Genomic DNA, 23197 nt, shown 5'->3' with positions numbered 1-23197 from the left:
TTTCAAAAATGGTACATAACATTTGTCTATAGCTAGAATAATTGCAAAAATATCTTTACATTACCATTATAAAAAAATCATATTTTATTGTTAAAATCAAAATTAAAATCATAACGTATATCTGATGCTTGTTAATGCATTTTATTTTTGACTAAAGAACAACAGGATTTAGAATTTGACAAAGCTGTGATTAGCAACTCATTAATGAGTGTGGATCTGACTTATTTGATGGAGTAACCACATATATAAATTCTGGTGGGTACAGGTAAGTTGAATTTAACTTTCCATTGATGCTACAGCCAGAATTAGAGTTGAAATTTACTTGTTCCTAGATGCAGTTTTCGTAGTTATTAACTAGTAACTATGTTTGGATAAGGACTTATAGATTTGTAGAGAACACTCAGAACAAAGTTCGATCGTCATTTCCTGCCACAAAAATCCTATTGATGGAAAAATGATACACGAATCATCGAAAAAAATTCTTGTTATTGAAGATGATGCAGTTACCCGCAATGTCTTCTTAGAGGTTCTTGAGGCTCAAGGTTTTGATACCATAGGTGCAGAAAATGGCTTGGCTGGTATTCAGCAAGCACAAGAGAATTTACCCGACTTGGTAATTTGCGATATTCTAATGCCGGATATGGATGGTTACAGTGTTTTGACTACACTGCGTCAATATCCTGATACGGCTATTATTCCTTTCATTTTTTTGACTGGTAGTAATACTCAAGCGGATCTTCGTAAAGGTATGGAGTTGGGAGCAGATGATTATTTGACCAAGCCTTCTACCATAGAGGATTTACTCAGAGCGATCGCTGTCCGATTTGAAAAGCAAGCTTTATTAAAGTATTGGTATACAAATAACTCTCATCAAGTTAACCGATCGCTAGCTTCGTCTATTAACTCTGAGTCCATTTTTCCATCTATTCCTCAATTACAATCAGTTTTCGACTTCATTGAAGATAATTATCACCAAGGAATTACTTTGTCTGATGTTGCAGTTGCAGTTGGTTATTCACCTGCTTATTTAACCAACCGGGTGGCGAAGCAAACAGGAGAAACTGTAAACGCTTGGATTGTTAAACGGCGCATGGCAGCAGCACGTCCATTACTTAAAAATACCAATCAAACAATTGAGAAGATTGGTATTGCAGTAGGCTATCAAAATACATGTCATTTTTCCCGCCAGTTTCGTCAACACCACGGTCTTTCACCAAAAACTTGGAGGAAACAGCAACAACTTCTTGAATCCTCGAAAACTACGAAACTACAATTAATTAAAAATCATGGTTCCTTGGAAAAACTTGTCTCTTTAGGTTGTTGATTCATAGCAAATTCTCAACTTTCGCTAATTTTCGGTTTAGTTAACTGCTGTATTAATAATTGCAGTGTCAACGCCAACAAACCAATTGCTACTATGCCAAAGATAGCGCTTCCTAAAGCAACTACACCAACTACTAATGTGCGGACAGCCGAAGTAATTTTTATTACTAATGGATTCAATGAATGGACAGGTTTGGTAGCAAAACTAGTGGCGATGCTAATCATTAGCGAATACAGTCCAAATGCCATTGCTCCAGAAATTACAGCACCAATTATCGAACGCAACGGGCTTGCTGTCACCTGAACTTGAGAATCTGTTTTTGGGGTTAGATTTTGGTCACTCATACAATTTTAGATTTTAGATTTGGGATTTTCAATTGGGAAAACAAGCAGTGTTGAGTGGGGAGTTTTTGTCCTTGTCCCCTCGCCTTTTTCACTCGCCACTCTCCATTTTTAAACTGAAGATGCCACCTGAATACCGTGTGTAATTGTCCGACTCACAAAGAATTCTAAGTCTTCATCGGAAATTGCTTCTCTGACATGCAGCTTAACTTTTTCTGCTTGGTGTTCAGAATCAAAAAGAGCAAATACTGTCGGCCCAGAACCAGACATCATTGTTCCTAAAACGCCTTCTTGATTTGCAAAGATTTCTCGGAGTTGCAGTACTTGGGGATAGGCTGGTAATACTACACGTTCTAAATCATTGTGCAGCTTTTGGGCTATTTTTTCTGCGTTTTTCTCAAAAATCGCTTTTACTATTTCTCCTGAGTGGACTGCATTAGCCCGTGCTGCTAAGTCGTTGGTATCTCTAATATAAGAATCACCAAATTCCTGGCGATAGGTTTTGTAAGCCCAAGCAGTAGAAACTTCTAAACTGCGGTATTTTGCCAATACTATATATATGTTATCCAAACTTGGTAATGGAGAAAGTTGTTCGCCTCTACCTGTGGCGATCGCCGTTCCACCTGATACACAAAACGGTACATCTGAACCGAGTGTTGCTCCCAATTCTTCTAATTCTGACTGAGTTAGTCCCAATTTCCAGAGTAGATCTATTCCTACCAACACAGCCGCAGCATTTGTCGAACCTCCAGCTAACCCAGCAGCTACAGGAATTTGTTTATCGATGCTAATTTCCAGACCCCCATACTTAGCAAAGGCTTCAGGAAATTCCCTCGCCATTAATTCCGCTGCTTTGTATGCTAAATTACTTTTATCTGTAGGTACTTGTGGGTGGTTGCAGTGGAGACGAATGCTTTCATTGCTTGTGGATAGTATATTAATGCGGTCTCCCAGGGAAATACTTTGGAGTATCATTGCTAACTCATGATAGCCATCAGGGCGATGACCAATGATTTCCAAATACAAATTGATTTTAGCAGGGGCAATTAAACTGTAGGAATGCATTTTGAAAGTTGGGAGTTGGGAGTTAGGAGTTAGGAGTTGGGAGTTAGGAATTGGGAGTTGGGAGTTGGGAGTTGGGAGTTGGGAGTTGGGAGTTGGGAGTTAGGAGTTGGGAGTTAGGAGTTGGGAGTTGGGAGTTAGGAATTGGGAGTTGGGAGTTAGGAGTGAGTGAATTTTGAGTTTTAAATCTAGACGACGATCTCGCAGTTGACTTTTAACTTTTAACTTTTAACTCCTCACTCCTCACTCTTAACTTTTCACTTCTCACTTTTAACTTTTAACTCATTTGCCAGAGTTACCCATTGCTCAACGCTGAGGTCTTCGGCTCTGGCTTGAGGATTTATTTTTAATTGTTCCAGTAATTGGGTTAAGCGATCGCGTTCTACGGCTGATTGCAAATTATTTCGTAACATTTTGCGCTTGGCGGCAAATCCTAACTTTACCAAAGTTTCTAACTGTTTAGGATCGAGTGCTGGGATCTCTATTTTTCTGGGACGCAATCTTACCACTGCTGAATCGACTTTTGGGGGTGGATGGAATGCGGCGGCTGGGACTGTGCAAATTAATTCACACTCGGCTAAATATTGTACTCGTAAACTCAAAGCACCAAAGGCTTTTGACCCTGCTTTGGCGTACAATCTTTCTGCTACTTCTTTTTGTACCAGCAGCACTATTGAGGCAAACAGTTCGGGGTTGGGGTTAGCAATAGTACCGAGTAGTTTTTCAATAATTGGGCCTGTAATATTGTAGGGGATATTGGCTACTACTTTATTTTGCTTTTGGAAATTAGGAAACGCTACCAAGTGAGATGGTAAATCTAGAGTGAGAAAATCTCCTTGTAAAAGTAGAAAATTTTCTCTTTTACTTAGTTGTTTTGCCAATAGTTCGCATAAGTCGCGGTCTATTTCAACTGCTAGTAGAGATTGTACTAAAGGTAGTAAGCGACGAGTGAGAATACCCGTTCCTGGGCCGATTTCCAGGATGCGATCGCTCTGTTGACACTCTGCTGCTTTAATAATTGCGTCGAGTGCTTTTTCACTTTTAAGCCAATGCTGAGCAAAGACTTTGCGCGGTCGGATCATTTATAGTTTTACCTGATGTGGTTTTCAGATTTTTCCGAAAGATGTGTTTGTTAGTTTTTTATCAAAAAACAATTCAGTAAACAGCAAGCTGGCATAGAATTATTAACCGAATTAATCTAATTAAATCGGAATTCACAAAAATATTATCAACGAAATTTAAGGGTTATGAAACTTTTCTGAATTTGTCTGTTAGTAAAGCGTTGACATTTCAACGCCAAGGTACGCAAAAAATTTGGTAGAAATTAATGAAATGTTGTACTTAGCTTTTTTGTAGTTTCCTAAGGAACAAACAACCACTAATGACTTAATAATGCTAAACAATCGGTTTCTGCCCACCAAGCATAAATTGGTGTATCGCGGTCTGGTAGGCTACCAAAAGTATTAGGTTGTAACGCATTTATTTTGATGCCATTCGTTAATTCCACGATGTAATTAACATGTGTTCCTAAATACATCACATTAACTAATCGACCTTCAAAACAGTTTGTTGGTAAATTAGGGGGATAAAGGGACAGCTGAATTTTTTCTGGGCGTACACTGACAATCACAGATTGTGATAATTGAGATGGGGTATCTTCAGCGCGAGCAACGGTAATTGAAAGTCCGGTTTTTGTCAAAATTTGCACATCAGCAGAGTTTACAGCGAGAATTTCACCGCTAAATAAATTGGTATCCCCGATAAAATCAGCTACAAAAGATGTTTGGGGACGTTCGTAAATTTCGCTGGGAGTACCAATTTGCTCTATTTTGCCTTGATTCATGACGGCAATGCGATCGCTCAAAGAAAGTGCTTCTTCTTGGTCGTGTGTTACCATCACGAAGGTCAAACCCAAGTCTTGATGTAAATTTGATAACTCAACTTGCATTTCCTTGCGTAATTTTAAATCCAAGGCCCCTAAAGGTTCATCTAGTAGGACAACGGCGGGACGGTTGACTAAAGCTCTAGCCAAAGCAACCCGTTGCTGTTGACCGCCGGAAAGTTGGTTGGGAAAGCGCGATTTTAAACTTTCCATTTTCACCAGTTTTAAAGCTTCTTGGACTCTACTTTCAATTACAGCTTTACGTAATTTTTTTAACCGCAGTCCGAAGGCAATGTTATCCCAAACATTTAAGTGGTTAAATAAAGCGTAACTTTGAAATACGGTATTGACTGGTCGGCGGTAAGGGGGCACATTAGTCATAGATTGACCCTGAATCAATACTTTACCAGTGTCAGCTATTTCAAAGCCTGCTATTAAGCGCAGTGTTGTTGTCTTTCCACAACCGGAGGGGCCTAAAATACTAAAAAATTCCCCCTGTTTAACTTCCAAGTCGATTCCGTGAACTGCTGGTTCTCGATCGAAAAACTTGAATACATTACGCAGTTCAACGTCAAGTGGATGAAAACCTGCGATCGCCCTCTGATTCTGCATCACAGTTTGAGCCATAATCCTTAGTAGAATGCCGTGATTTTACCTGATTTAGTCAATTTATCTACTCTATTGGGCAGACTAGATTTGACACTTTGGTTTATTGTATCCGCCAAAAACAATATGTTCATAAATATACCAAGCTAATTCTCTATCACCCAGTAGTGGCGATCGTAAATATTTACAGATAATCTAAATTTTGAAATAGTTTTTCTCTTATGACTTTATTAAAACCATCTCCATTTGGTGGGAAAAAAAATACACGCACAGTGGGACGCGGTGTCCAGCCGATATTTTTCATCGTATTTACTCTGTTGATGGTGACGGGAATCAGTACTCGTTTAGCATACTTGCAAATTATTGAAGGCGGAAATCATCGCAAACGAGCAGAAGCAAATCGCATTCGTATGATCCCCAAACAACCAGAAAGGGGGAATATTTTTGACCGCAACGGCAAACTTTTAGCCAGTACTCGCTATCCTCGTTCTGTATATTTGTGGCCGATGGCACATACTAAACCTTCGTGGTCGGTTGTGGCTCCACGTCTATCTCAAATTCTGGATGTTCCCCAAGAAGAGATGGAAAAGAAACTAGAAGAAGCTGGTGCTAACTCTTCTTCTTTGATTCGCATTGCTCGTGATTTGAATGAAGCACAAATTACGGCATTAAAGGAGTATGAAAGCGAACTCAAAGACGTAGAAATTTCTACGGAAGCAGTTCGTTACTACCCGCATGGTAAAGAACTAGCACATGTACTAGGTTATACAAGAGAGCTAACCCCCGAACAGTTAAAACAAAGGAAGCAAGAAGGTTACAGATTGGGTGATGTCATCGGTCAAATGGGAGTTGAAAAGGCTTATGAGAAAATGTTGCGGGGTGAATGGGGAGGTCAACAGGTAGAAGTGGATGGCGCTGGGCGACCGCTGCGGGTTTTGGGAGAGAAACAAGCCAAAGCTGGTAATGATTTGCACTTGACCATAGATTTAGATATGCAAAAGACAGCTGAAAAAGCTTTAGGCGATCGCAATGGAGCGATCGTCGCGCTAGATCCCAGAAATGGTGCGGTTTTAGCAATGGTATCTCACCCCACCTTTGACCCTAATATTTTCTCGAAACAAAAACTCACCCAAAAAGATTGGGAAAGTGTTCAAGGTGTAGAACATCCCTTAGTAAATCGTGCCCTCAGTGCCTTTCCACCCGCCAGTACGTTCAAAATAGTTACTACCACTGCTGGGTTAGAATCAGGAAAATTTTCGCCTAGCACAGTTTTACAAACCTACGGTTCCTTAAACATTGGGGGTACACGTTTTGGCGAATGGAACCACGCCGGATTTGGCCCGTTGGGTTTCGTGGGAGCATTACAGTGGAGTAGTGATACATTCTTTTATCAAATTGGTCGCGGAGTTGGCGGCCCGACATTAATTGAATGGACTCACAAGTATGGATTTGGTAAAAAAACTGGCTTTGAATTTGTAAACGAAGAAACAGCAGGTTTAGTACCAGATGAAGCATGGAAACAGAAAGCATGGAAAATGCCTTGGACTGTAGGAGACAGCATTAACATGTCAATTGGTCAAGGTGCTTTACAAACAACACCTTTGCAAGTGGCGATTATGTTTGCTGTACCTGCTAACGGTGGTTACCGAGTCCAGCCGCATTTGCTTAAAGACAATGAAGAAGCCAAAAGCTGGCGAGAGTCTTTGAATATGAAGCCGACAACCATAACTGTCCTGCGTCAAGGACTGCGAAAAGTAGTATCTGAAGGTACGGGAAAAGCTTTGAACAAACCAACAATTCCTCCAGTAGCCGGTAAAAGTGGTACTGCTGAAGCATGGAAGGGTCATGTTAAACAAAATCACGCTTGGTTCGGTGCTTATGCTCCCGCAGATCGTCCAGAAATTGCCATCGTGGCCTTTGCTGAACATTCCGGTGGTGGTGGTGGTAGCGTTGCTGCACCAATGATTTTACAAATTATGGAAGAATATTTTTATCGAAAGTATCCAGGTAAATATCAAAAACCAGAAAGTGAAAATCCAGTAAAGAGCCGATAAAAGTAATAGGGCTTACGCAGCGATCGCAAAAATCGGGAGATGGAAATGGAGGGGAGAATAATAACTCCCCAGTCAACAGTCAACAATCAACAGTCAACAATCAACACTCCCTCTTCAATCAATAAATATTATTGAGCCGCCGGAGTTGGTTTTAAATTTCTGGCTCTATAGAATGTTTCCAAACTATCGCGATCGCCAACAAAACGCCAGTGCCAAGGTTCATAACTCACGCCTTGAACATTATTTTTGGGAAAAGACATTTCAAAGCCAAAACGCGCTGCATTTGTTCGTAGCCACTGATAAGCTTTGGTATTTTCAAATTTAGTTTCAAGATTAGTTGCTGGTGCTGCACCATCTCCAATATCCACAGCGTAGCCCGTGTGATGTTCGCTATGACCGGGAGGAGCGCTGAGGGCAGCTCGTTGGGCTGGTGTTTGATTTTTCTGGGCACCAAGAACAAAAAACAATTGCTCTTGGTCTTTAACTGAGCGAAAGCCAGAAATTGGCACCAAAATTACATTTGCACTCCGCGCTGTTGCCACCATCTCCTGAAATTTTTGGGCAGCAGTTTTCCGCATTCTGATGCCCCTATTTCCGGAAATGATTACCAGGTCTGATTCTGGCGCTTGTGTATATGTCAGATGTCCCAAAAGAGTATTGTTGGAATCATTAGATGCTGGGGGAGTCGCAGGAGCAGAACTAACTGGTGAAGGTTCGGAATTGGCAGTTTTTCTCGGTGTTGTCAGGAAAAACAAAAAACTGCTTACTAAAGCCAGTAATACAAATCCCGCAGCTCCCCCAATCAGTAAAATTTGGGGTTGCAACCACGCTTTCGGTGTTGCAACAGGAGTATCGCGTATAGCTACTGGAATGTCATCAGGATCGTGTGATGAATTTTGCAGTTTTTTAGAAAACCCAGCTTTCTTCAAGGGAAAACTCCTGTTTTGTGGGATAGCCATAACATATTTAGCACTGGACAAAAGTATAAGTAACAGGTAGCATTTTATATTGATGGTTCTTAGGTGGAATTTTGACAAACCTTTTAGAACTATACGTCAAGCTAGGAGGATTAGTACTGGTAGGTTTTATTTTGGGACGCAAACTACCTATGACAGTTCCTACCCTTCTGGGACGGTTTCTGTATTGGGTGGGAGTACCCATAAGCATAGTATCTTTTTTGCGTCAATCCAGCTTGTCCGCGCAGGTTTGGATTGCACCTGCCATCGCTTACCTAGCCATTCTACTCGGTGCTTTTTTAGGTTGGGTAGGTATGAAAGCACAAGCTCATTTTAGAAATACCATTCCCCAAGCGCCAACCCAAGCTAGCTTCCTGCTAACGACAATGTTTGGGAACACAGGCTTTCTCGGTTTTCCCATCACCTTAGCAATGGTAGGTAAGGAATACTTTGCTTGGGCGTTATTTTACGATTTGTTAGGTTCCTTTCCCGGAAGTTATGGCTTGGGTGTATTCCTAGCAGCACGTTTTGGCGGTGGCGTTCAAAATCACTGGTACACTGTGAAAGCCATCTTAATTAATCCTGGTCTGTGGAGTTTTGGATTTGGATTAGTATTTCGAGAGGTGGCAATTCCCACCGTTGTGGAATTATTCCTAGAGAAATTGGCTTGGACTATCCTAGCTTTATCTTTAGTGCTAATTGGAATGCGATTAGCACTACTCAATTCTTGGCGCAGCCTACCACAAGCAAGCATCAGTTTAGTCATCAAAATGCTACTAGTGCCATTAATCTTGGGCAGCATCCTACCACTATTTGGATTAACTGGTTCCACAGCCAAGGTAATAGTATTGCAAATGGCTATGCCTCCAGCTTTCGCCACACTAGTAATTGCCGAAGCATTCAATCTCGATCGCGATTTGGCAGTGACAGCATTAGCCAGTGGAGTCATCCTATTGCTGGTTACTTTACCGATTTGGCTGTGGCTGTTTTGATTTGGGCATGGGGCATTGGGCATGGGGGAGTTACTGCGGTTTTGGAGTCTCCCCAAGTGGAGCAAGTGGCGTCATGGGGCATGGGGCTTTCCAGGGAATGGTAAAAGGGAAAGGGGTAAGGGGGAAAGGTTAATTTATACCTTTACCCTTTACCCTTTAACCTTTTCCCTGCCTCCATCACCCCATCACCTTAGCCGCGAGTTCTGCAACATCCATATTCTCGTAGTGTTCAAAGGGTTGGTGAATCCAGGGGTTATCGGGTAGGTAATCAACGTAGTAATCGGGTGCTATAACTGAACAGGCTTTGTACCAGAGTACGCCTGTGCGAATTTCCTCAATGGCGAAATCTGTATTTTGTTTTAGCCAAGGAATAGTGTGCTGGAGTGTAATTCCAGAGTCTACTAAGTCATCAACTAAAAGAATGTGGGAACCTAATTTTTCATTGGTCATTGTCAAGTGGCGGGACAAAATTAAATTACTTCTTTCTTGTTTGCCAGGGCCACTGTAAGATGAGGTTGCTAAAATTGCTAGGGGTTTATCGTATATCCGGGAGAGAATATCTCCAACTCGTAGCCCTCCTCTAGCAAGACAAATAATTTGGTTAAATTGCCAACCCGATTCATAAATCTGAATGGCCAGTTGTTCGATTTTTTGATGATAATCTGACCAAGAAACGTAAAGGTCTGTCATAAATTTTAGGGAAGTAATTGAAAATAAATTTATTATTTTAGTATGAGTGTAAATTTTTATGAATGATTCTGCTGCTGATGGTGATGCTCAACAAACACCTCAAAATGAAAAACTAAATCTGAGTACTAAAATTGCTTTCGGTGCGGGAGATTTGGGAACAGCGATCGCAGCTATGATTGGTATCACCTATCTGTCACCTTTCCTCACTGATGTTGCTGGTTTAGATCCCAACTTAGCCGGACGAACCCAACTAATCGGTAAAGTCTGGGATGCAGTCAACGATCCGATGGTTGGTGTATTGAGCGATCGCACTCAAAGTAGTCAAGGAAGGCGCTATCCTTGGATGATTTGGGGAGCAATTCCCTTTGGAATTTTCTTCTTTTTACAGTGGATTGTTCCGCAATTCAGTAATCAAGAAAGTGTTAACGAGTGGGGATTATTTTGGTATTACACTGCTGTTTCTATTTTATTTAATGCTTTCTATACAATTGTCAATTTACCATATACAGCCCTCACCGCAGAACTAACTCAAGACTACGATGAACGTACTAGTTTAACTAGCTTCCGCTTTTTCTTTTCTATTGGCGGTAGCATTTTCGCCCTACTTCTTTTTTTAGTTATCTCCATATTTATTCCCAATAATAGACAACTACAATATGTAGTAGGAGGAGCCATCTGTGCTGTTATCTCTGTTTTACCTTTGTATTGGTGTGTCTGGGGAACAAAAAAACGCGCTCAAGCAGTAGCAAAGTTACACCCACAAACTGAGCAACAAGTTTCTATTCCTTTAGGACAACAACTCAAAATAGTTTTTACTAATCGCCCTTTCTTGTTTGTAGTAGGTATCTACCTTTGTTCTTGGTTGAGTTTTCAATTGTCAGCTGGTATTATTCCTTACTTTGTTACTAGTTGGATGCGGCTACCGCAATGGCACGTTAGCTTGGTCTTGCTGACGGTGCAAGGAACCGCTATGTCTATGCTGTTTGTTTGGACTGCTCTTAGTAAGCGTTTTGGTAAACAAGCTGTGTACTACATGGGGATGAGTGTCTGGCTTATTGCCCAAGTTGGACTTTTTTTCTTGCAACCCGATCAAATTATCCTAATGTATATTTTGGCGCTGATGGCAGGTTTCGGTGTCTCTACTGCTTATCTTGTTCCCTGGTCAATGTTACCCGATGTAATTGAGTTGGATGAACTCAAAACTGGACAGCGACGAGAGGGTATTTTTTACAGCTTTATGGTGTTTCTTCAGAAAATCTGTTTAGGATTTGCAGTTTATCTGGTTTTACAAAGATTAGGTGCGGCTGGTTATATTAAACCCACAGCAGATATCGTGATGCCAATTCAACCGGATACTGTGTTAAATGTAATTCGTAGTTTTATTGGGCCAGTACCAGCGATCGCTTTAATTTTAGGTTTAGTTTTAACGTATTTTTATCCAATCACCCGCGAAATGCACTCAGAAATCATCTTGAAACTCAAACAAAGGCAAGAGAACAGAGGAAAATAAACATCACCACCACCCACCAAGCAAATCCGTCACGAACCGATCGCTAATTGCGTTGGGTATTGCGGAGGGAATTGTACCTTGTTCATCGGCGCTAGTTTTATTCTTAAGTGCGATCGCTTTACATCAAGCTGCTTATGGAGTGATGTTAATTAGTGCATTTAGCTTGGGATTAGCATCAGTGTTGATAGCCATCGGATTAATTGTAGTTTATGCCCATCAATGGATAGATCGCTTACCCAATAGTGCCAAATTTCTGCAAAATTTATCGATGCTTGGTGCTGTTGTTGTGATTGTCCCAGGTGCAGCATTAACAGCGATCGCTGTGATTTAAACTCTTTACCGACACTCTTCTCTCAATTTCATCTACTTTTATCTGCGCTAATCCAAATTGTTGAATTACTCCAGCATTGGTAGTCAAATGACTACTGACCTCAGCTACTCGATAATGACTTTCTTGTGAGGCTAAAGCAGCTGGTAATAATAACTGGTCTGCTAAGTGTTCGTCTACTGGTGCGCCTGTGTGATGAAACTCAAGTAGTTGATGACAAGCAATTTCCGCAACTGTTTCGGCTGATAATCGCAAACGCCCAAAGCCACCAAAACCAGCCAAGCTGTTTTGATATTCAGCAGTGAGGAAAATACCCGCGCCTGGTGCAACGCCCTTTTCTCGTGATGCTTGCACGGCAACTTTTAAATGCGCTTCTCTAAGCAAATTTTCGGCACGATTGGCCATACGTTGGGGTATGTGGGAAGGTAATTCTGTGACCACAGCAACTCCCCGCACCTGCTGTAAACTCCCGCGTTCCAATAAATCGATCCCGTGAAGTTGACAACCACCAGTAACTTGCAATTCTATTTCTCCGCCTCCTTGGGGATACCAACCCCAAGCGCCTAATTTGACTTTTGCTTCTACTCCCATGCGTTGCAATATCCGCAGATAAACTTGCTCGATGTATGTAACTGTGGGGCTAAAGTTCACATGAGTTCCACCTTTGAGTGTTACCTGGGAATTGCCGGGTGCTAGTGCTAAAGGTAGGAGAATTGTCTGGAGAATTAAAGCGATCGCACCCGCAGAACCACCAGGTTGTGCTTTACTAACATCAAAGGCATAGGTTCCAGCTTGCACAGCACTACCCGGAATAAATTCCAATTGCATTGAACCCAAAGCATCACCTGATAGTTGGGCATTACAAATTCTAGCGGCCGCACGAACAGCTGTTAAATGCTGTGGTGCTAACCCTGGCTTTTTGCGTCCGGCGCGAATACCTGTAATCCTTATTGCTTCGCCAGTGATAGCGGCTAGACTTAAGGAAGTGCGAAGAACTTGTCCGCCTCCCTCTCCGTAAGAACCATCAATTTCAATCATGGGTGATTTTGGAATGTTATTCTGGGTTCTGCCCACGGAATATTTAAAATTCAGGAGTCAGAATTCAGGAGTCAGAATTCAGGAGTCAGAATTCAGAAGTCAGAATTCAGAAGTCAGAATTCAGGAGTCAGAATTCAGGAGTCAGAATTCAGAAGTCAGAATTCAGAAGTCAGAATTCAGGAGTCAAAATTTAAGAATACTCCAATTTTTATAGCAAATTTCCAAAAGTGTGGAGTACACAAACTAAGTCTGCTAACCAGGGATGAAAAATTTTTACTTCTGACTACTGACTCCTGACTCCTGAATTCTTAATCCTTATCCTTGCAGAACTTTACTTTTACCAGGGTTCATTAACCCATAGGGGTCTACTATTTCTTTAAATTTTAACTGCTCTGGGTCAATAACTTTTCTTCCACCATCTTCAATAATATAGGTGTGAGGATTGGCAATAGTCACACCGTGTTCTTCGTGATAGCGCATAATTTCATTCAGACGTTCTTCTGTGGTGTAGCGTACAAGTTGCAAGCCACCAGGAACTACAGCACCGTTGACGCGAAAAAATTCTAAATGCATCATTACTTCATCGCCAAAATGATTATACATATGCTCTACAAGTTGCAGACTTTTAGCCGCCGGAAACATACTTTGTAGGTAGGTAATTCCAGTGTCTACAGTCCGGGCGTGTAAGGTGGTGTGGTTCCAGGTAAATTCTGCTAGTGGCGTGCCTTTGGCTGCTTCTGGGGCTAATTTTTCATAGGTAATCTGGCCGCCATACCGCTGTACCAAACCGGGCAATAATTCTAAACTCGGTTCCGCAAGCATCAAAAATACCGCATGGGTACTTTCAGGAATATATTGTTGCAAGGCGTGAAAATATTGCGGAATTGGTGATGCGAAGACAGAAATTAATTTGCTAATCATACCATCAGCATTACCAAGTGTATGACTAAATTTTGCTGCTGCCATAAAGTCATCAAATGTAACGATGACTTCTGCCCAAGGATAAGCAGGGCCTAAGGGAATTTCAACTTCGGTAATGATGCCGTTAATACCCCAAGCATGGTTAACTTTTTGTACATCGTCTCCCCGCAATTCTATGACTCGCGGTTCATCTTCTAAAGTTACCACTCGCAGTGCTAAGATATTGCCGCGATCGCGTAACGATCCGTATTGTATTGAGCCAATACCCCCACTCCCCCCAGCAATAAATCCGCCAATTGTGGCTGTGCGGTAAGTCGAGGGTGCCATACGGATTTCCCAGCCGAATTCTCTGGTTTTTTTATCTATAGCCGCCAATTTGATTCCGGCTTCTACCCGCGCCACCCCTGGCTTTACCCAAAGAATCTTTTGCATCCGCGTCATGTCTAAAATTACCCCACCATGCAACGGTACGCATTGCCCATAATTCCCGGTTCCAGCACCCCGGACGGTTACGGGTACGCGGTATTTCGCACAGGCCGCCGCGACTTTTAAAACTTCTGCTTCACTGGTGGGGCGCACCGCAATATCCCCCACTTTTCCCTCTAATTTCGACACCAGCACTGGGCTAAAGGTGTGATAATCATGAGATAATTTTGCGACTTGGGCGGCTTCTGTGATTATTTCTATGCCTTCTAGAGAATTAATCAGTGTATCTAAGTTGGTTGTCATAATTTATAAATCAGGACTTCTAAGTTGGCTGTGGTTATAGCTTATTATTAATTACGCTACGCCATAATCTCTATGCTTACCCTTGTCAAGAGTTGGGAAATCCAAAACAATATTTTCTCAAGCTTATAATTAGAATTATTGGGTAGACTGCAAAATACGAGTGAAACTGCCGAAAAACTGAAACTAGAACTTTCTCAACTTTCTGCAAAAGAACGTGGTGAAATTGCCTACTTTTTAATTCATTCTCTAGATGAAGGTATAGATGATAATCTAGAAACTTCTTGGAATCGGGAATTAATACAACGTTTGGAAGACATTAATAGTCAGACTGACAATATACTCTCAGTCTTGAAACTCTTTTATATATGGAGCATAATCAAATTCCGATCTAGTTTTCTTCTTTCACAGCACTTTCATGCCACTTACTTAATATAAAATCAGATAAAAGATTCAAAACAACAAAAATCAAGACACCCAACCCAGTTGTTAGAAATAACGCTGCAAACATTCGAGGAATTTGTAAGTTGTAGCTAGATATCAAAATTCGGTAAGCAATACCTGATTTTGCACCACCAGTACCAGCAACAAACTCAGCCACCACAGCACCAATCAACGCTAAACCACCACTGATTTTTAACCCGCCTAAAAAGTAAGGCATGGCACTAGGTAAACGGAGATACAGTAGTGTTTGCCAGCGAGAAGCTTTGTAAAGTTGAAATAAGTTGAGCAAGTTTCGGTCAACGCTGTTGAGTCCTAATGTAGTGTTGGAAACAATGGGGAAAAAAGCGACTATCCAAGCACAAACTACTAAGGCAGCAAAAGTATTATTTTTTAACCAAAGAATTATTAAAGGTGCGATCGCTACTATGGGAGTTGTTTGTAAAATTACCGCATAGGGAAATAAACTGCGTTCAATCCATTTACTTTGAGCGAACAAAATCGCTATCAATAAACCAGAAATTGCCGCAGCCACAAAGGCAAAAATGGTAATTTGCAGTGTAATTAATAATGATGAAAAAAGTTCATTCCAGTCGGTAATTAATGTTTGAAATACTAATATTGGGCCAGGGAGGATATAAGGAGGTAAATGCATTACCCGCACCAAGATATCCCACAGTAATAGTACTACAATACCAACTGCGATCGGTGCAAAGACATCAGCAGAAATTAATTTTTTTGGCGTTTTTTGTGACTGGAGACGACGGATAAACAGCATTTTCAAAAGTTCAAAATTGAATCTGAGCAATTTTAAAGCATGGAGGTATGACTGTGGTGGTTTGATTTCTCATATCCAAGTTATTTTGATGCCAAAGCTATGTTAGTAAAGCGTTATATTCATTTGTATTCTTCTTTTTTCGTCTCACACCACTTTGCTCCACTTGGGAGACCCCAAGACCACAGTGTTTCCCTTTTTCTAGAAGACTAGCACTTTTAGCTACGCGATCGCCGCCACTAATTGATTTTACTTCAGTTGGGCGAACTGCCGATGCTAATTTAGTAATTTAGCGTGGATAAATCCTGAGGATTGAATAAAGTTGCTATTGTGTTTTTGGTTATAGCACTTACGCAAAATATTTCTCAAATTCTCCTTGCTCCGTGACCTCTGCGTCTCTGTGGTTCGATATTTTCATAAACCGTACATAAGTTATGGTTTATTCATCACTCAAATTAGATTTGTCTTCTTTGGCTCATCCCTGTTTAATATCTCATATGAGTGATAATATTTCAAAGTTTAATTAAACTTTCTATTGAATTACCTTATCTGCCGCAAACATTTTTTTAATTGATATTACCCAAAAACACAGAAGCAAAACCTGGAATATATGGGAGTAGAGAGATTAATGAATCAGTACTATTGTTGAACAAAATTAATAGTTTTTATAGCTAAAATATCTCTGTAATTAAGACAAAAATTAGATATTAAAATATGGCTAATTTACTTAGATTTTTGACAATTTCATCTTTGATACTGTCTACAGGTTTGCCATCTTTCGCCACCAATAAATCCTTAGCCAGTGAGAAACACTTCCAAGGTGATGTAGAACCAAAAAACTGCCCTCTCCAAAAAAAGAAAAAATTTAGTATACCCCTAAATTGCTGTTTTTCTGTTCCATTACGTAGCAGTTTGCGAATACTAAAAACTTTTTACAAACTATTTTTACAGATTAAAATTGGAGCCAAAAACCTTCAGCATATTTCGGGTAGATTCTATCGAGCGATCGGTATATTCCTTGCGAATTTTAGGACTAAATTGAGTTGTGATTTTATTGTATTCTGGGGCAACAGCACCCACTTCCACCTCCGCAATCAATTTTCCGTCTTGAAACATCCAGGCTTGCCCACTACCAGTATCTCTAAACGCAAATAGCTTGCCACCATAAAAGTAAGCTGTTGGCCCATTTTCTCCCTCTGGCCCTTCCATGCTAACTCTGGTGTGAATATCTTCCATGCGGCACAGTTGATATTCTAAACTCTCGAATCTACGCGTTTCTGGACGCACACAATTTTCATCTACAAAACTGGTATGTCGATCGAATTTCTCTTTGTAAGTTAGCTTGGCTTTTGCTGGTACTTGGGCTTGGATAGATTGTATTTCTGGGTAATTAAATATGCAAAAAGTTCCTATAAATGCTAACAGCAAATTTGAGTATTTGAGCATAGTTAAATAAAAGTAAGAATTTCATTTATCAAGCATAAAATACTTTTTACTTGCATTCTTCCGTGAAATTACCTCATTTGGAGAATTATATGAAAAGTTTCTCAGGATTATTTAAATAAAAACAAACCAGATTTCAATAATTACAGGACTTAAGCAAGTGTGATAAAAAATCAATTTTTTTGCTTGTAGTAAGGACTTTAGTCCTTATTAGAGGACTGAAGTCCTTACTACAAACTTAAAATAATATGCCAGTTGCGTAAGTCCTAAATTAGAATTAAAACAGATTTTACATCTACAGCAAATTGCAACTTTGTGAGGTACAGGTAATTGTAAGGGCGTAGGCTTTGCCTTCCCGTAGGGTACGACTGTTCGCCCCTACTTGTGTACTTCATTTTGTAACGCCATTCCTATTTTCTCGTGCGTCTGTGTTACCTCTGTGCTTATTTATCTCATAGCTTGGGCTAGATGCAGAGAAATTTCGCGGCAATATTGGTTATAGAGCGATGATGTCCGAAAGTCATCGTCACGGGGATAGGAAGCATCAATTTTTATATCTGCTACGATACGTCCGGGACTTTTCCCCATAATTAGCACTCGATTTGATAAATAAACTGCTTCATAAATATTGTGGGTGACAAAAACCACTGTCCAGTGCTGTTGACACCATAAATCGAGTAAATCACTGTTGAGTTTACTACGAGTAATTTCATCTAATGCGCCAAATGGTTCATCCATTAATAGGATATTTGGCTGAGTTACTAATGCCCTAGCAATTGACACCCGCATTTTCATCCCACCAGATAATTCGCGGGGATAGTTGTTTTCAAAGCTTTCTAATCCTACCAATGTTAATGTCTGCTGTAGCAATTTTTGGCTGTCTCGTTTAGAGATTCCCGCTAACTTTAGGGGTAAGCGTATATTTTCCCAAACATTTGCCCAAGGCATAAGAGCAGCATCTTGAAAAACAAAAGCCAGTTTTTTTGGTTGCTGAGTTATACCCCAGTTAATATTACCAGAACTCATTTGTCCCAGTCCGGCAATTAAGCGCAGTACTGTACTTTTACCGCAACCAGAGGGGCCGACTAAACTCACAAATTGCCCCTCTCGAATTGCTAAATTTAAGTCTTGCAGGGCAACAGTACCATTGGCATAGACTTTGCTAATGTGACTGAGTGTGATAATGGGACGGTTACTCATGCAACAAATTTAGAGAATAACAGCGATCGCTCACCTAATTTTAGATTTTAAATTTTAGATTTTGGATTGAATATTACAAATTTAAAATTTAAACAGGTTTGAAGCCCCTAAATTCATCCGTGAAATAAATCTAAAAACCCAAAATTGATTCACTTCTTGTAATAGCCTACCCCTTTATTCACAAATTGCAAGGTGTAAGCTTGTTGATAATTAACGTTAGGTTGGGAAATATTAGTATCAACCATACTATCGAAGAGTGATTTCCACCTTTCGTTACTCATGGCCCCAATACCTTGTTCTTCTCCTATGTCAGAAATAATGATTTTATATTCGTTGAGCTTTTGAATGCTATAAGCTAGTTGCTCATCTGTCATTTCGGGATTATCTTTTTTAATCAGTTGATTCCCTGGTTGGGGATTTTCTAAATAACTATACCAACCTTTAATGGAAGCATCAACAAATCGTTGTACTAATTCCGGGTTTTTGTCTACAAGTTCTTTTTTAGTTTCAATAGTAGTTGCGTATGGTTGATAACCATAATCTGCTAATAAAAATACCAGTGGCTCAAAACCACCTTGCTTTTCAATGGCAAAAGGTTCAGATGTAACATAACCTTGTTGAGCGGAGTTTTTGTCAGTTAAAAATGGAGCTGGATTAAAGTTATAAGGACGCTTTTGATCGTCGGTAAAACCATACTTTGCTTCGAGTAACGGCCAGTAGGTGATGTTAGCAGAAGCAGAAACATAAATTGGTTTGCCTTTGAGATCTGCCAGGGTTTTAATTGCTGTGTTGGGATGGGCAATGAGACACCAAGGATCTTTTTGAAAAATTGCTGCGACTGTGATTTTGGGAATACCCTGTGCAATGGCATTTATGGCGTCAATGCCATAACCCATAAAGAAATCTACCGCACCCCCCATCAACAATTGAGTACCACTCCCCACTTGGGGGCCACCCATTTTGATAGTGACATCTAAGCCGTAGTCTTTGTAAATGCCAGTGGCGATCGCTTGATAAAATCCACCGTGTTCTGCTTGTGCTATCCAGTTTGTGCCGAATGTCACTTTCTCCAAACCAGAACTTTTCGTTGATGGTTGGTTGTTGTTAGTACAAGCTGCAATCAAGCTACTAGCAATATAGATAGAACTATATTGAATAAAATTACGGCGAGTTAGGCGATTAATTGTTGCTGATGAGGGTAAAAACGGATTCATAAAAAACTATGATGCTCTCTCCTATCTACCGTCGTAGCTCAATCTAAATGTACATTCTAAAATCAACTTTTGATTCACCAGCGAATAGGGTTGAATTTCTAAAGCACGTTTGAAAGCGCGGATAGCCTCACTATACCTTCCTAGTGCTGCATAACACAAACCCATACCATGAAGGGCACCAAAATGTATTGGATTTATCTGCACAACCATCTGACAATCTGCCAGAGATTTTTGATAATCACCAATACTGTAATAAAGAAAAGCTCGTCGATTCCAGGCTTCAGCAAAATCTGGCTGTTCTCTGAGTAATTCAGTCAGTGCTGTTTCGGCTTGGGTAATTTCACCAGCATCAAGTAACTTTTGACTGCGGTCAATTCTTTCCAGCCCATAGATTCCCTTTTGCTGAAACCAGATTCGCCAGATTTTTCTGGTTGCCTGTTCGCGCACTGTAGCATCGGGATTTTTCAACTCTTCAAGTAAGGAATTGATAGATAAAGAATCCATGAATTTGAGATCAGTGAATATACCTTTCTTTTTACTTTCTCACAAAATTTATCTGATCAAACATTTTTAAAGTCATCTTTAAATTTACGGAGATCAATTGCTATTTATGAAATTTCTGTGTTATTTTTTGTATGCTACAATATGACTAATGACAAACTCCACATTAAAACTCATAACTGCTTGTTGGTAAGGATGTCACGCTTTTAAAAATAAAAACTAACTATAGGTAGTTGACAGTTCCCTAGTAACTAATAGTTCATAAAAATATTACAAAAATATTCATGACCATAACGAATGCAACCGTTGTGATGTATTTGGCTCAGATATTTGCAGCTGTCGTCCCTATTTGGTACATGGAATTGAAGTGTGCGTCCAAACCGCACAGCAATATGGCAGCATAATTATTGATTGTTGCAAAGAAAACCGCGCCGAGAAGTTACATTGACTAGGCATCACCTACATTGACCGCATGGTATCAATGAGTGACATGAAATACAACGCCATTACTCAGGCAGAAATTGAGATTATAGAAAAAATACCAATCCCAAAAGATTGAATTCCTCAGCACGCGTAGAAATCGAAGCAAAAAAAGCCACTGGATATTACGCCACAGGCGATGTATGAGCTGGACTTTATTCATTTTTTTGACAACGCGATCGCTTAAGCTGAAACCATTAGACTTCTCTTAGAAGTCGGGAAAAGGGGAAGGGGAAAGGTTTGGTATTTTCCCTTTCCCCAATAAAGATGCATCGCTTTGACCACAAGAGTGCAAAAAGCAATTGATTGCAAGAGGTCTATTGTGTAACGGTCTTTTTACTTTTTTAACTTCATCGATGAACTGTGACGTAGAAAAAGTATTTGCCAACAAGCCAGGGTTTTTGCCGGATAACAAAACCAAGTTTTTAATTTTGGATAAAGTCGAGATAAAAAATTATTTTATTAACAAGTTTGGGCTAACAAAAAAAACTGCATTTTAATAAAATCAACTACCAAAATGCAGCAAACTACTGTTTGCCTCACTAAACCAATGAGGATATTAGAGATATATCATTCATTAGCAGTGAGTCCAAGCTTACTGCAACCTTACTTCTTTGATCAAACAGAATACATGCAATTATTTAGAAGAAGCATTTCGACTTCTCCCAAGGGGAGACGCTACGCGTAGCTTGCTTCCCGTTCGCGTAGCGTCTCGGAGAGAAGGGTACGCTCAATGCTCGGTAAGCTTATTCCAAGAGGGTTGAGCGCAGCGATGCACTGCGCCGCCCTGAGCTTGTCGAAGGGAGCGTGTCGAAGTGTCGAAAAGCGAGATCGAGTTAGGTTTAATTTAGTCCTTCTACTTATAAGGAGATTATGGAAAAATTTAGTGGGGAATTGAACCCATCACTAAATTCCTAAATTCACTACAAAACCTTAAGTTCAAGTATCTTCAGTCCCACAGTGCTAATTCTTCCACCCTGCACAAAGCAGGTTAAGGGCAGTCTACCGCAGGCAAAGCACGGCTAAATACTTAGACGAAAACAAAGCCAGTGCTAAAGTCTGAAAGCGAAACTCCTTGAACAATTGCAATTAGGTCGTTATTGAAAGATATTGCCGTCCCTGACGGAAGACCAGTACCAGCAGCACTCAAGCTATAGGAAGACGCAGACCCAATTAACTCGATCGTATCTTGGTTAATATTGAAGTCAGTAATCAGCGCGAAGTCATTATTCCCAAGATCGTCATAGAAAACCTCAGTACCTGCTGCCAGGACGAAGGTATCACTTCCGTTACCACTAGTTAAGGTATCAAGTTCGCCAGTACCGAATCCAAACTCTGGAACAAAAGGATCGACACCAATCAGTCGGTCGTTCCCACCACCACCATTAAGTAAATCATTGCCAGCTCCACCAATCAATAAGTCGTTGCCATCTCCACCAGTGAGAATATCATTCCCAACTCCCGTGCCTCCAAAGAGTGTGTCGTTACCAGCGTTGCCAGTCACAAAGTCGTTCCCTGCATCACCGTTGAATAAGTCGTCACCATCACCACCGGATATGTTGTCATTTCCAGAACCCCCAAAGGCTCGATCGTCTCCGGCATCCCCAAAAATGATGTCTGCACCATCTCCGCCATTGAGGTTGTCATTTCCATTTCCGCCATTGATAATGTCATTACCAGCGTCACCGAAGATTGTATCTCCGTCATTACCACCGATGATGCGATCGCTGCCGCTACCCCCATTGATGACATCAACTCCATCGCCGCCATCAATGTAGTCATTACCGGCATCACCAAAGATTTCGTCATTGCCGCTGCCGGCCTCAATTAAGTCGTTTCCATTTCCGGCAACGATTAGGTCAGCCCCATCACCACCAAAGATTTGGTCATCACCGTTTAGGGATACAATAACATCGTCCCCAGCTAGCCCAAAAATTTGATCGCTCTCAACGGTAGTAGTAAGCAAATCGTTTCCAGGTGTGCCATAAATTTGGTTAGTTTCGATAGCCATATGTTTTTGTCTGTTTACTCAAAGGAATTAGTGAAAGGCCAACAGTAGTTATAGACAATTTGGGAGAGATCCAAGGATTGTCTAGATTGTCCAAAAAACTGTCAATCAAGCTCAGCTATGTAGCTCAATTGCATGGAATACAGGAAGTAGTGATGCTTTCGTAAGGCGCACAGGTAGGTTACGTCTTGACCACGTGTTGCATCTATAAACAAACGCGTAGCGATCGCACAGCACTGTAGAGAGAAGTCTGTAAAGTAGGCTTCTGACAGGCTGCTCCTCAAAATTTAAAACAGCATTAATCCGATTCAAGCGATCGCCTTGAACCTCAGAACTTCCTCTAGCTCCATAACTGCCATAACTGAGCTATGGCAAATTTTTTGGTACTGGATGTACACATTTTATTTTCCCTACAAAAAGGAATATTTAGTATCAACTATTCCTGTATTTTGTTACTCTCATAAAAGGAAAATAAAATAACAATTCTCAAAGCCGACATCGTCATAATTAGGGTAATTACATATTGATGTTAATCATCAACATGTAGGTCATTTAAAAATTGAACGAACATCATGAATCCAGATTTTTGTGTAGAAAAATCTGAAATAATCAGCAATATCAAACTTGCTGTTAAACAACAATCTGATATCCTTCTGTGTTTAAAATACCATTATTTCTATTGATTTATTCCTATATCTAAAGAAG

General features: G+C 40.5%; 19 protein-coding genes and 2 pseudogenes. 7 read left to right on the top strand and 14 right to left on the bottom strand.

What is annotated here, in order from left to right; translation table 11 throughout:
• The first annotated feature begins 454 nt into the window (after positions 1 to 454).
• The gene (locus GNE10_RS13465) at positions 455 to 1324 is read left to right on the top strand and encodes a response regulator (RefSeq protein ID WP_185565608.1); all 870 of its coding nucleotides are present in this window, start codon (positions 455 to 457) and stop codon (positions 1322 to 1324) included.
• 14 nt (positions 1325 to 1338) lie between these two features.
• On the opposite strand, the gene GNE10_RS13460 is transcribed toward GNE10_RS13465, so the two are convergent.
• The 4 genes from GNE10_RS13460 to GNE10_RS13445 form a co-directional block, all read right to left on the bottom strand.
• Positions 1339 to 1668, bottom strand: a complete 330-nt coding sequence (locus GNE10_RS13460) for a DUF3082 domain-containing protein (protein ID WP_185565607.1) — start codon at positions 1666 to 1668, stop codon at positions 1339 to 1341.
• 108 nt (positions 1669 to 1776) lie between these two features.
• Positions 1777 to 2730, bottom strand: coding sequence for a 4-(cytidine 5'-diphospho)-2-C-methyl-D-erythritol kinase (gene ispE, locus GNE10_RS13455; RefSeq protein ID WP_185565606.1), 954 nt, complete (start codon positions 2728 to 2730; stop codon positions 1777 to 1779).
• A 254-nt stretch (positions 2731 to 2984) separates the two neighbouring features.
• On the bottom strand, positions 2985 to 3809 hold the full coding sequence (gene rsmA / locus GNE10_RS13450) for a 16S rRNA (adenine(1518)-N(6)/adenine(1519)-N(6))-dimethyltransferase RsmA (protein ID WP_185565605.1): 825 nt from the start codon (positions 3807 to 3809) through the stop codon (positions 2985 to 2987).
• Positions 3810 to 4105: 296 nt separating this feature from the next.
• Complete coding sequence (locus tag GNE10_RS13445; RefSeq protein ID WP_185565604.1) at positions 4106 to 5236, bottom strand: ABC transporter ATP-binding protein; 1131 nt, start codon at positions 5234 to 5236, stop codon at positions 4106 to 4108.
• A 200-nt stretch (positions 5237 to 5436) separates the two neighbouring features.
• Between GNE10_RS13445 and mrdA the strand changes: the two genes are divergently transcribed.
• Positions 5437 to 7269 carry a penicillin-binding protein 2 gene (mrdA, locus tag GNE10_RS13440; RefSeq protein ID WP_185565603.1) on the top strand — a complete coding sequence of 611 codons (1833 nt, stop codon included), beginning with the start codon at positions 5437 to 5439 and terminating at the stop codon, positions 7267 to 7269.
• 128 nt (positions 7270 to 7397) lie between these two features.
• Here mrdA and GNE10_RS13435 read toward each other — a convergent pair whose 3' ends face one another.
• Entirely contained in the window at positions 7398 to 8198 is an 801-nt protein-coding gene (locus GNE10_RS13435) for a D-alanyl-D-alanine carboxypeptidase family protein (RefSeq protein WP_185565610.1), read from the bottom strand.
• Between the two features lie 101 nt (positions 8199 to 8299).
• Here GNE10_RS13435 and GNE10_RS13430 point away from each other — a divergent pair, with 101 nt between their 5' ends.
• The gene (locus GNE10_RS13430; RefSeq protein ID WP_185565602.1) at positions 8300 to 9217 is read left to right on the top strand and encodes an AEC family transporter; all 918 of its coding nucleotides are present in this window, start codon (positions 8300 to 8302) and stop codon (positions 9215 to 9217) included.
• A gap of 177 nt (positions 9218 to 9394) precedes the next feature.
• Here the strand turns inward: GNE10_RS13430 and GNE10_RS13425 are convergent, their stop codons facing one another.
• A complete protein-coding gene (locus GNE10_RS13425) occupies positions 9395 to 9907 on the bottom strand; it encodes a phosphoribosyltransferase (protein WP_185565601.1) in 513 nt (170 codons plus the stop codon).
• Positions 9908 to 9965: 58 nt separating this feature from the next.
• Here GNE10_RS13425 and GNE10_RS13420 point away from each other — a divergent pair, with 58 nt between their 5' ends.
• Complete coding sequence (locus GNE10_RS13420) at positions 9966 to 11417, top strand: MFS transporter (RefSeq protein ID WP_185565600.1); 1452 nt, start codon at positions 9966 to 9968, stop codon at positions 11415 to 11417.
• Between the two features lie 40 nt (positions 11418 to 11457).
• A pseudogene (locus tag GNE10_RS13415) lies at positions 11458 to 11748 on the top strand (sulfite exporter TauE/SafE family protein); the annotation flags it as partial.
• Here the strand turns inward: GNE10_RS13415 and rtcA are convergent.
• Positions 11725 to 12783, bottom strand: a complete 1059-nt coding sequence (gene rtcA, locus GNE10_RS13410; protein WP_099071230.1) for an RNA 3'-terminal phosphate cyclase — start codon at positions 12781 to 12783, stop codon at positions 11725 to 11727. The pseudogene GNE10_RS13415 and the gene rtcA overlap by 24 nt on opposite strands.
• A 315-nt stretch (positions 12784 to 13098) precedes the next feature.
• Positions 13099 to 14433, bottom strand: a complete 1335-nt coding sequence (locus tag GNE10_RS13405; RefSeq protein WP_185565599.1) for an FAD-binding oxidoreductase — start codon at positions 14431 to 14433, stop codon at positions 13099 to 13101.
• A gap of 138 nt (positions 14434 to 14571) precedes the next feature.
• On the opposite strand from GNE10_RS13405, the gene GNE10_RS13400 reads away from it, so the two are divergent.
• The gene (locus GNE10_RS13400) at positions 14572 to 14868 is read left to right on the top strand and encodes an addiction module protein (RefSeq protein ID WP_260446875.1); all 297 of its coding nucleotides are present in this window, start codon (positions 14572 to 14574) and stop codon (positions 14866 to 14868) included.
• On the opposite strand, the gene GNE10_RS13395 is transcribed toward GNE10_RS13400, so the two are convergent.
• From GNE10_RS13395 to GNE10_RS13375, 5 genes are all read right to left on the bottom strand, one after another.
• Positions 14822 to 15649, bottom strand: a complete 828-nt coding sequence (locus tag GNE10_RS13395; protein ID WP_185565598.1) for an ABC transporter permease — start codon at positions 15647 to 15649, stop codon at positions 14822 to 14824. The genes GNE10_RS13400 and GNE10_RS13395 overlap by 47 nt on opposite strands.
• A gap of 942 nt (positions 15650 to 16591) precedes the next feature.
• A complete protein-coding gene (locus GNE10_RS13390; RefSeq protein WP_185565597.1) occupies positions 16592 to 17092 on the bottom strand; it encodes a hypothetical protein in 501 nt (166 codons plus the stop codon).
• A gap of 444 nt (positions 17093 to 17536) precedes the next feature.
• On the bottom strand, positions 17537 to 18289 hold the full coding sequence (locus GNE10_RS13385; RefSeq protein WP_185565596.1) for an ABC transporter ATP-binding protein: 753 nt from the start codon (positions 18287 to 18289) through the stop codon (positions 17537 to 17539).
• A 149-nt stretch (positions 18290 to 18438) separates the two neighbouring features.
• Complete coding sequence (locus GNE10_RS13380; RefSeq protein WP_185565595.1) at positions 18439 to 19503, bottom strand: ABC transporter substrate-binding protein; 1065 nt, start codon at positions 19501 to 19503, stop codon at positions 18439 to 18441.
• 21 nt (positions 19504 to 19524) lie between these two features.
• Positions 19525 to 20007 carry a tetratricopeptide repeat protein gene (locus GNE10_RS13375; protein WP_099071221.1) on the bottom strand — a complete coding sequence of 161 codons (483 nt, stop codon included), beginning with the start codon at positions 20005 to 20007 and terminating at the stop codon, positions 19525 to 19527.
• A 286-nt stretch (positions 20008 to 20293) separates the two neighbouring features.
• Here GNE10_RS13375 and GNE10_RS35915 point away from each other — a divergent pair.
• Positions 20294 to 20631, top strand: a pseudogene (locus GNE10_RS35915) (hypothetical protein); the annotation flags it as partial.
• A gap of 883 nt (positions 20632 to 21514) precedes the next feature.
• On the opposite strand, the gene GNE10_RS13370 reads toward GNE10_RS35915, so the two are convergent.
• Positions 21515 to 22495, bottom strand: coding sequence for a calcium-binding protein (locus GNE10_RS13370; protein WP_185565594.1), 981 nt, complete (start codon positions 22493 to 22495; stop codon positions 21515 to 21517).
• Positions 22496 to 23197: the final 702 nt, after the last annotated feature.

Origin of the sequence: Nostoc sp. 2RC (genome assembly GCF_014222165.1) — a bacterium.
Lineage (GTDB): Bacteria > Cyanobacteriota > Cyanobacteriia > Cyanobacteriales > Nostocaceae > Nostoc > Nostoc linckia.
This window is presented reverse-complemented; position numbering and strand designations above follow the sequence as displayed.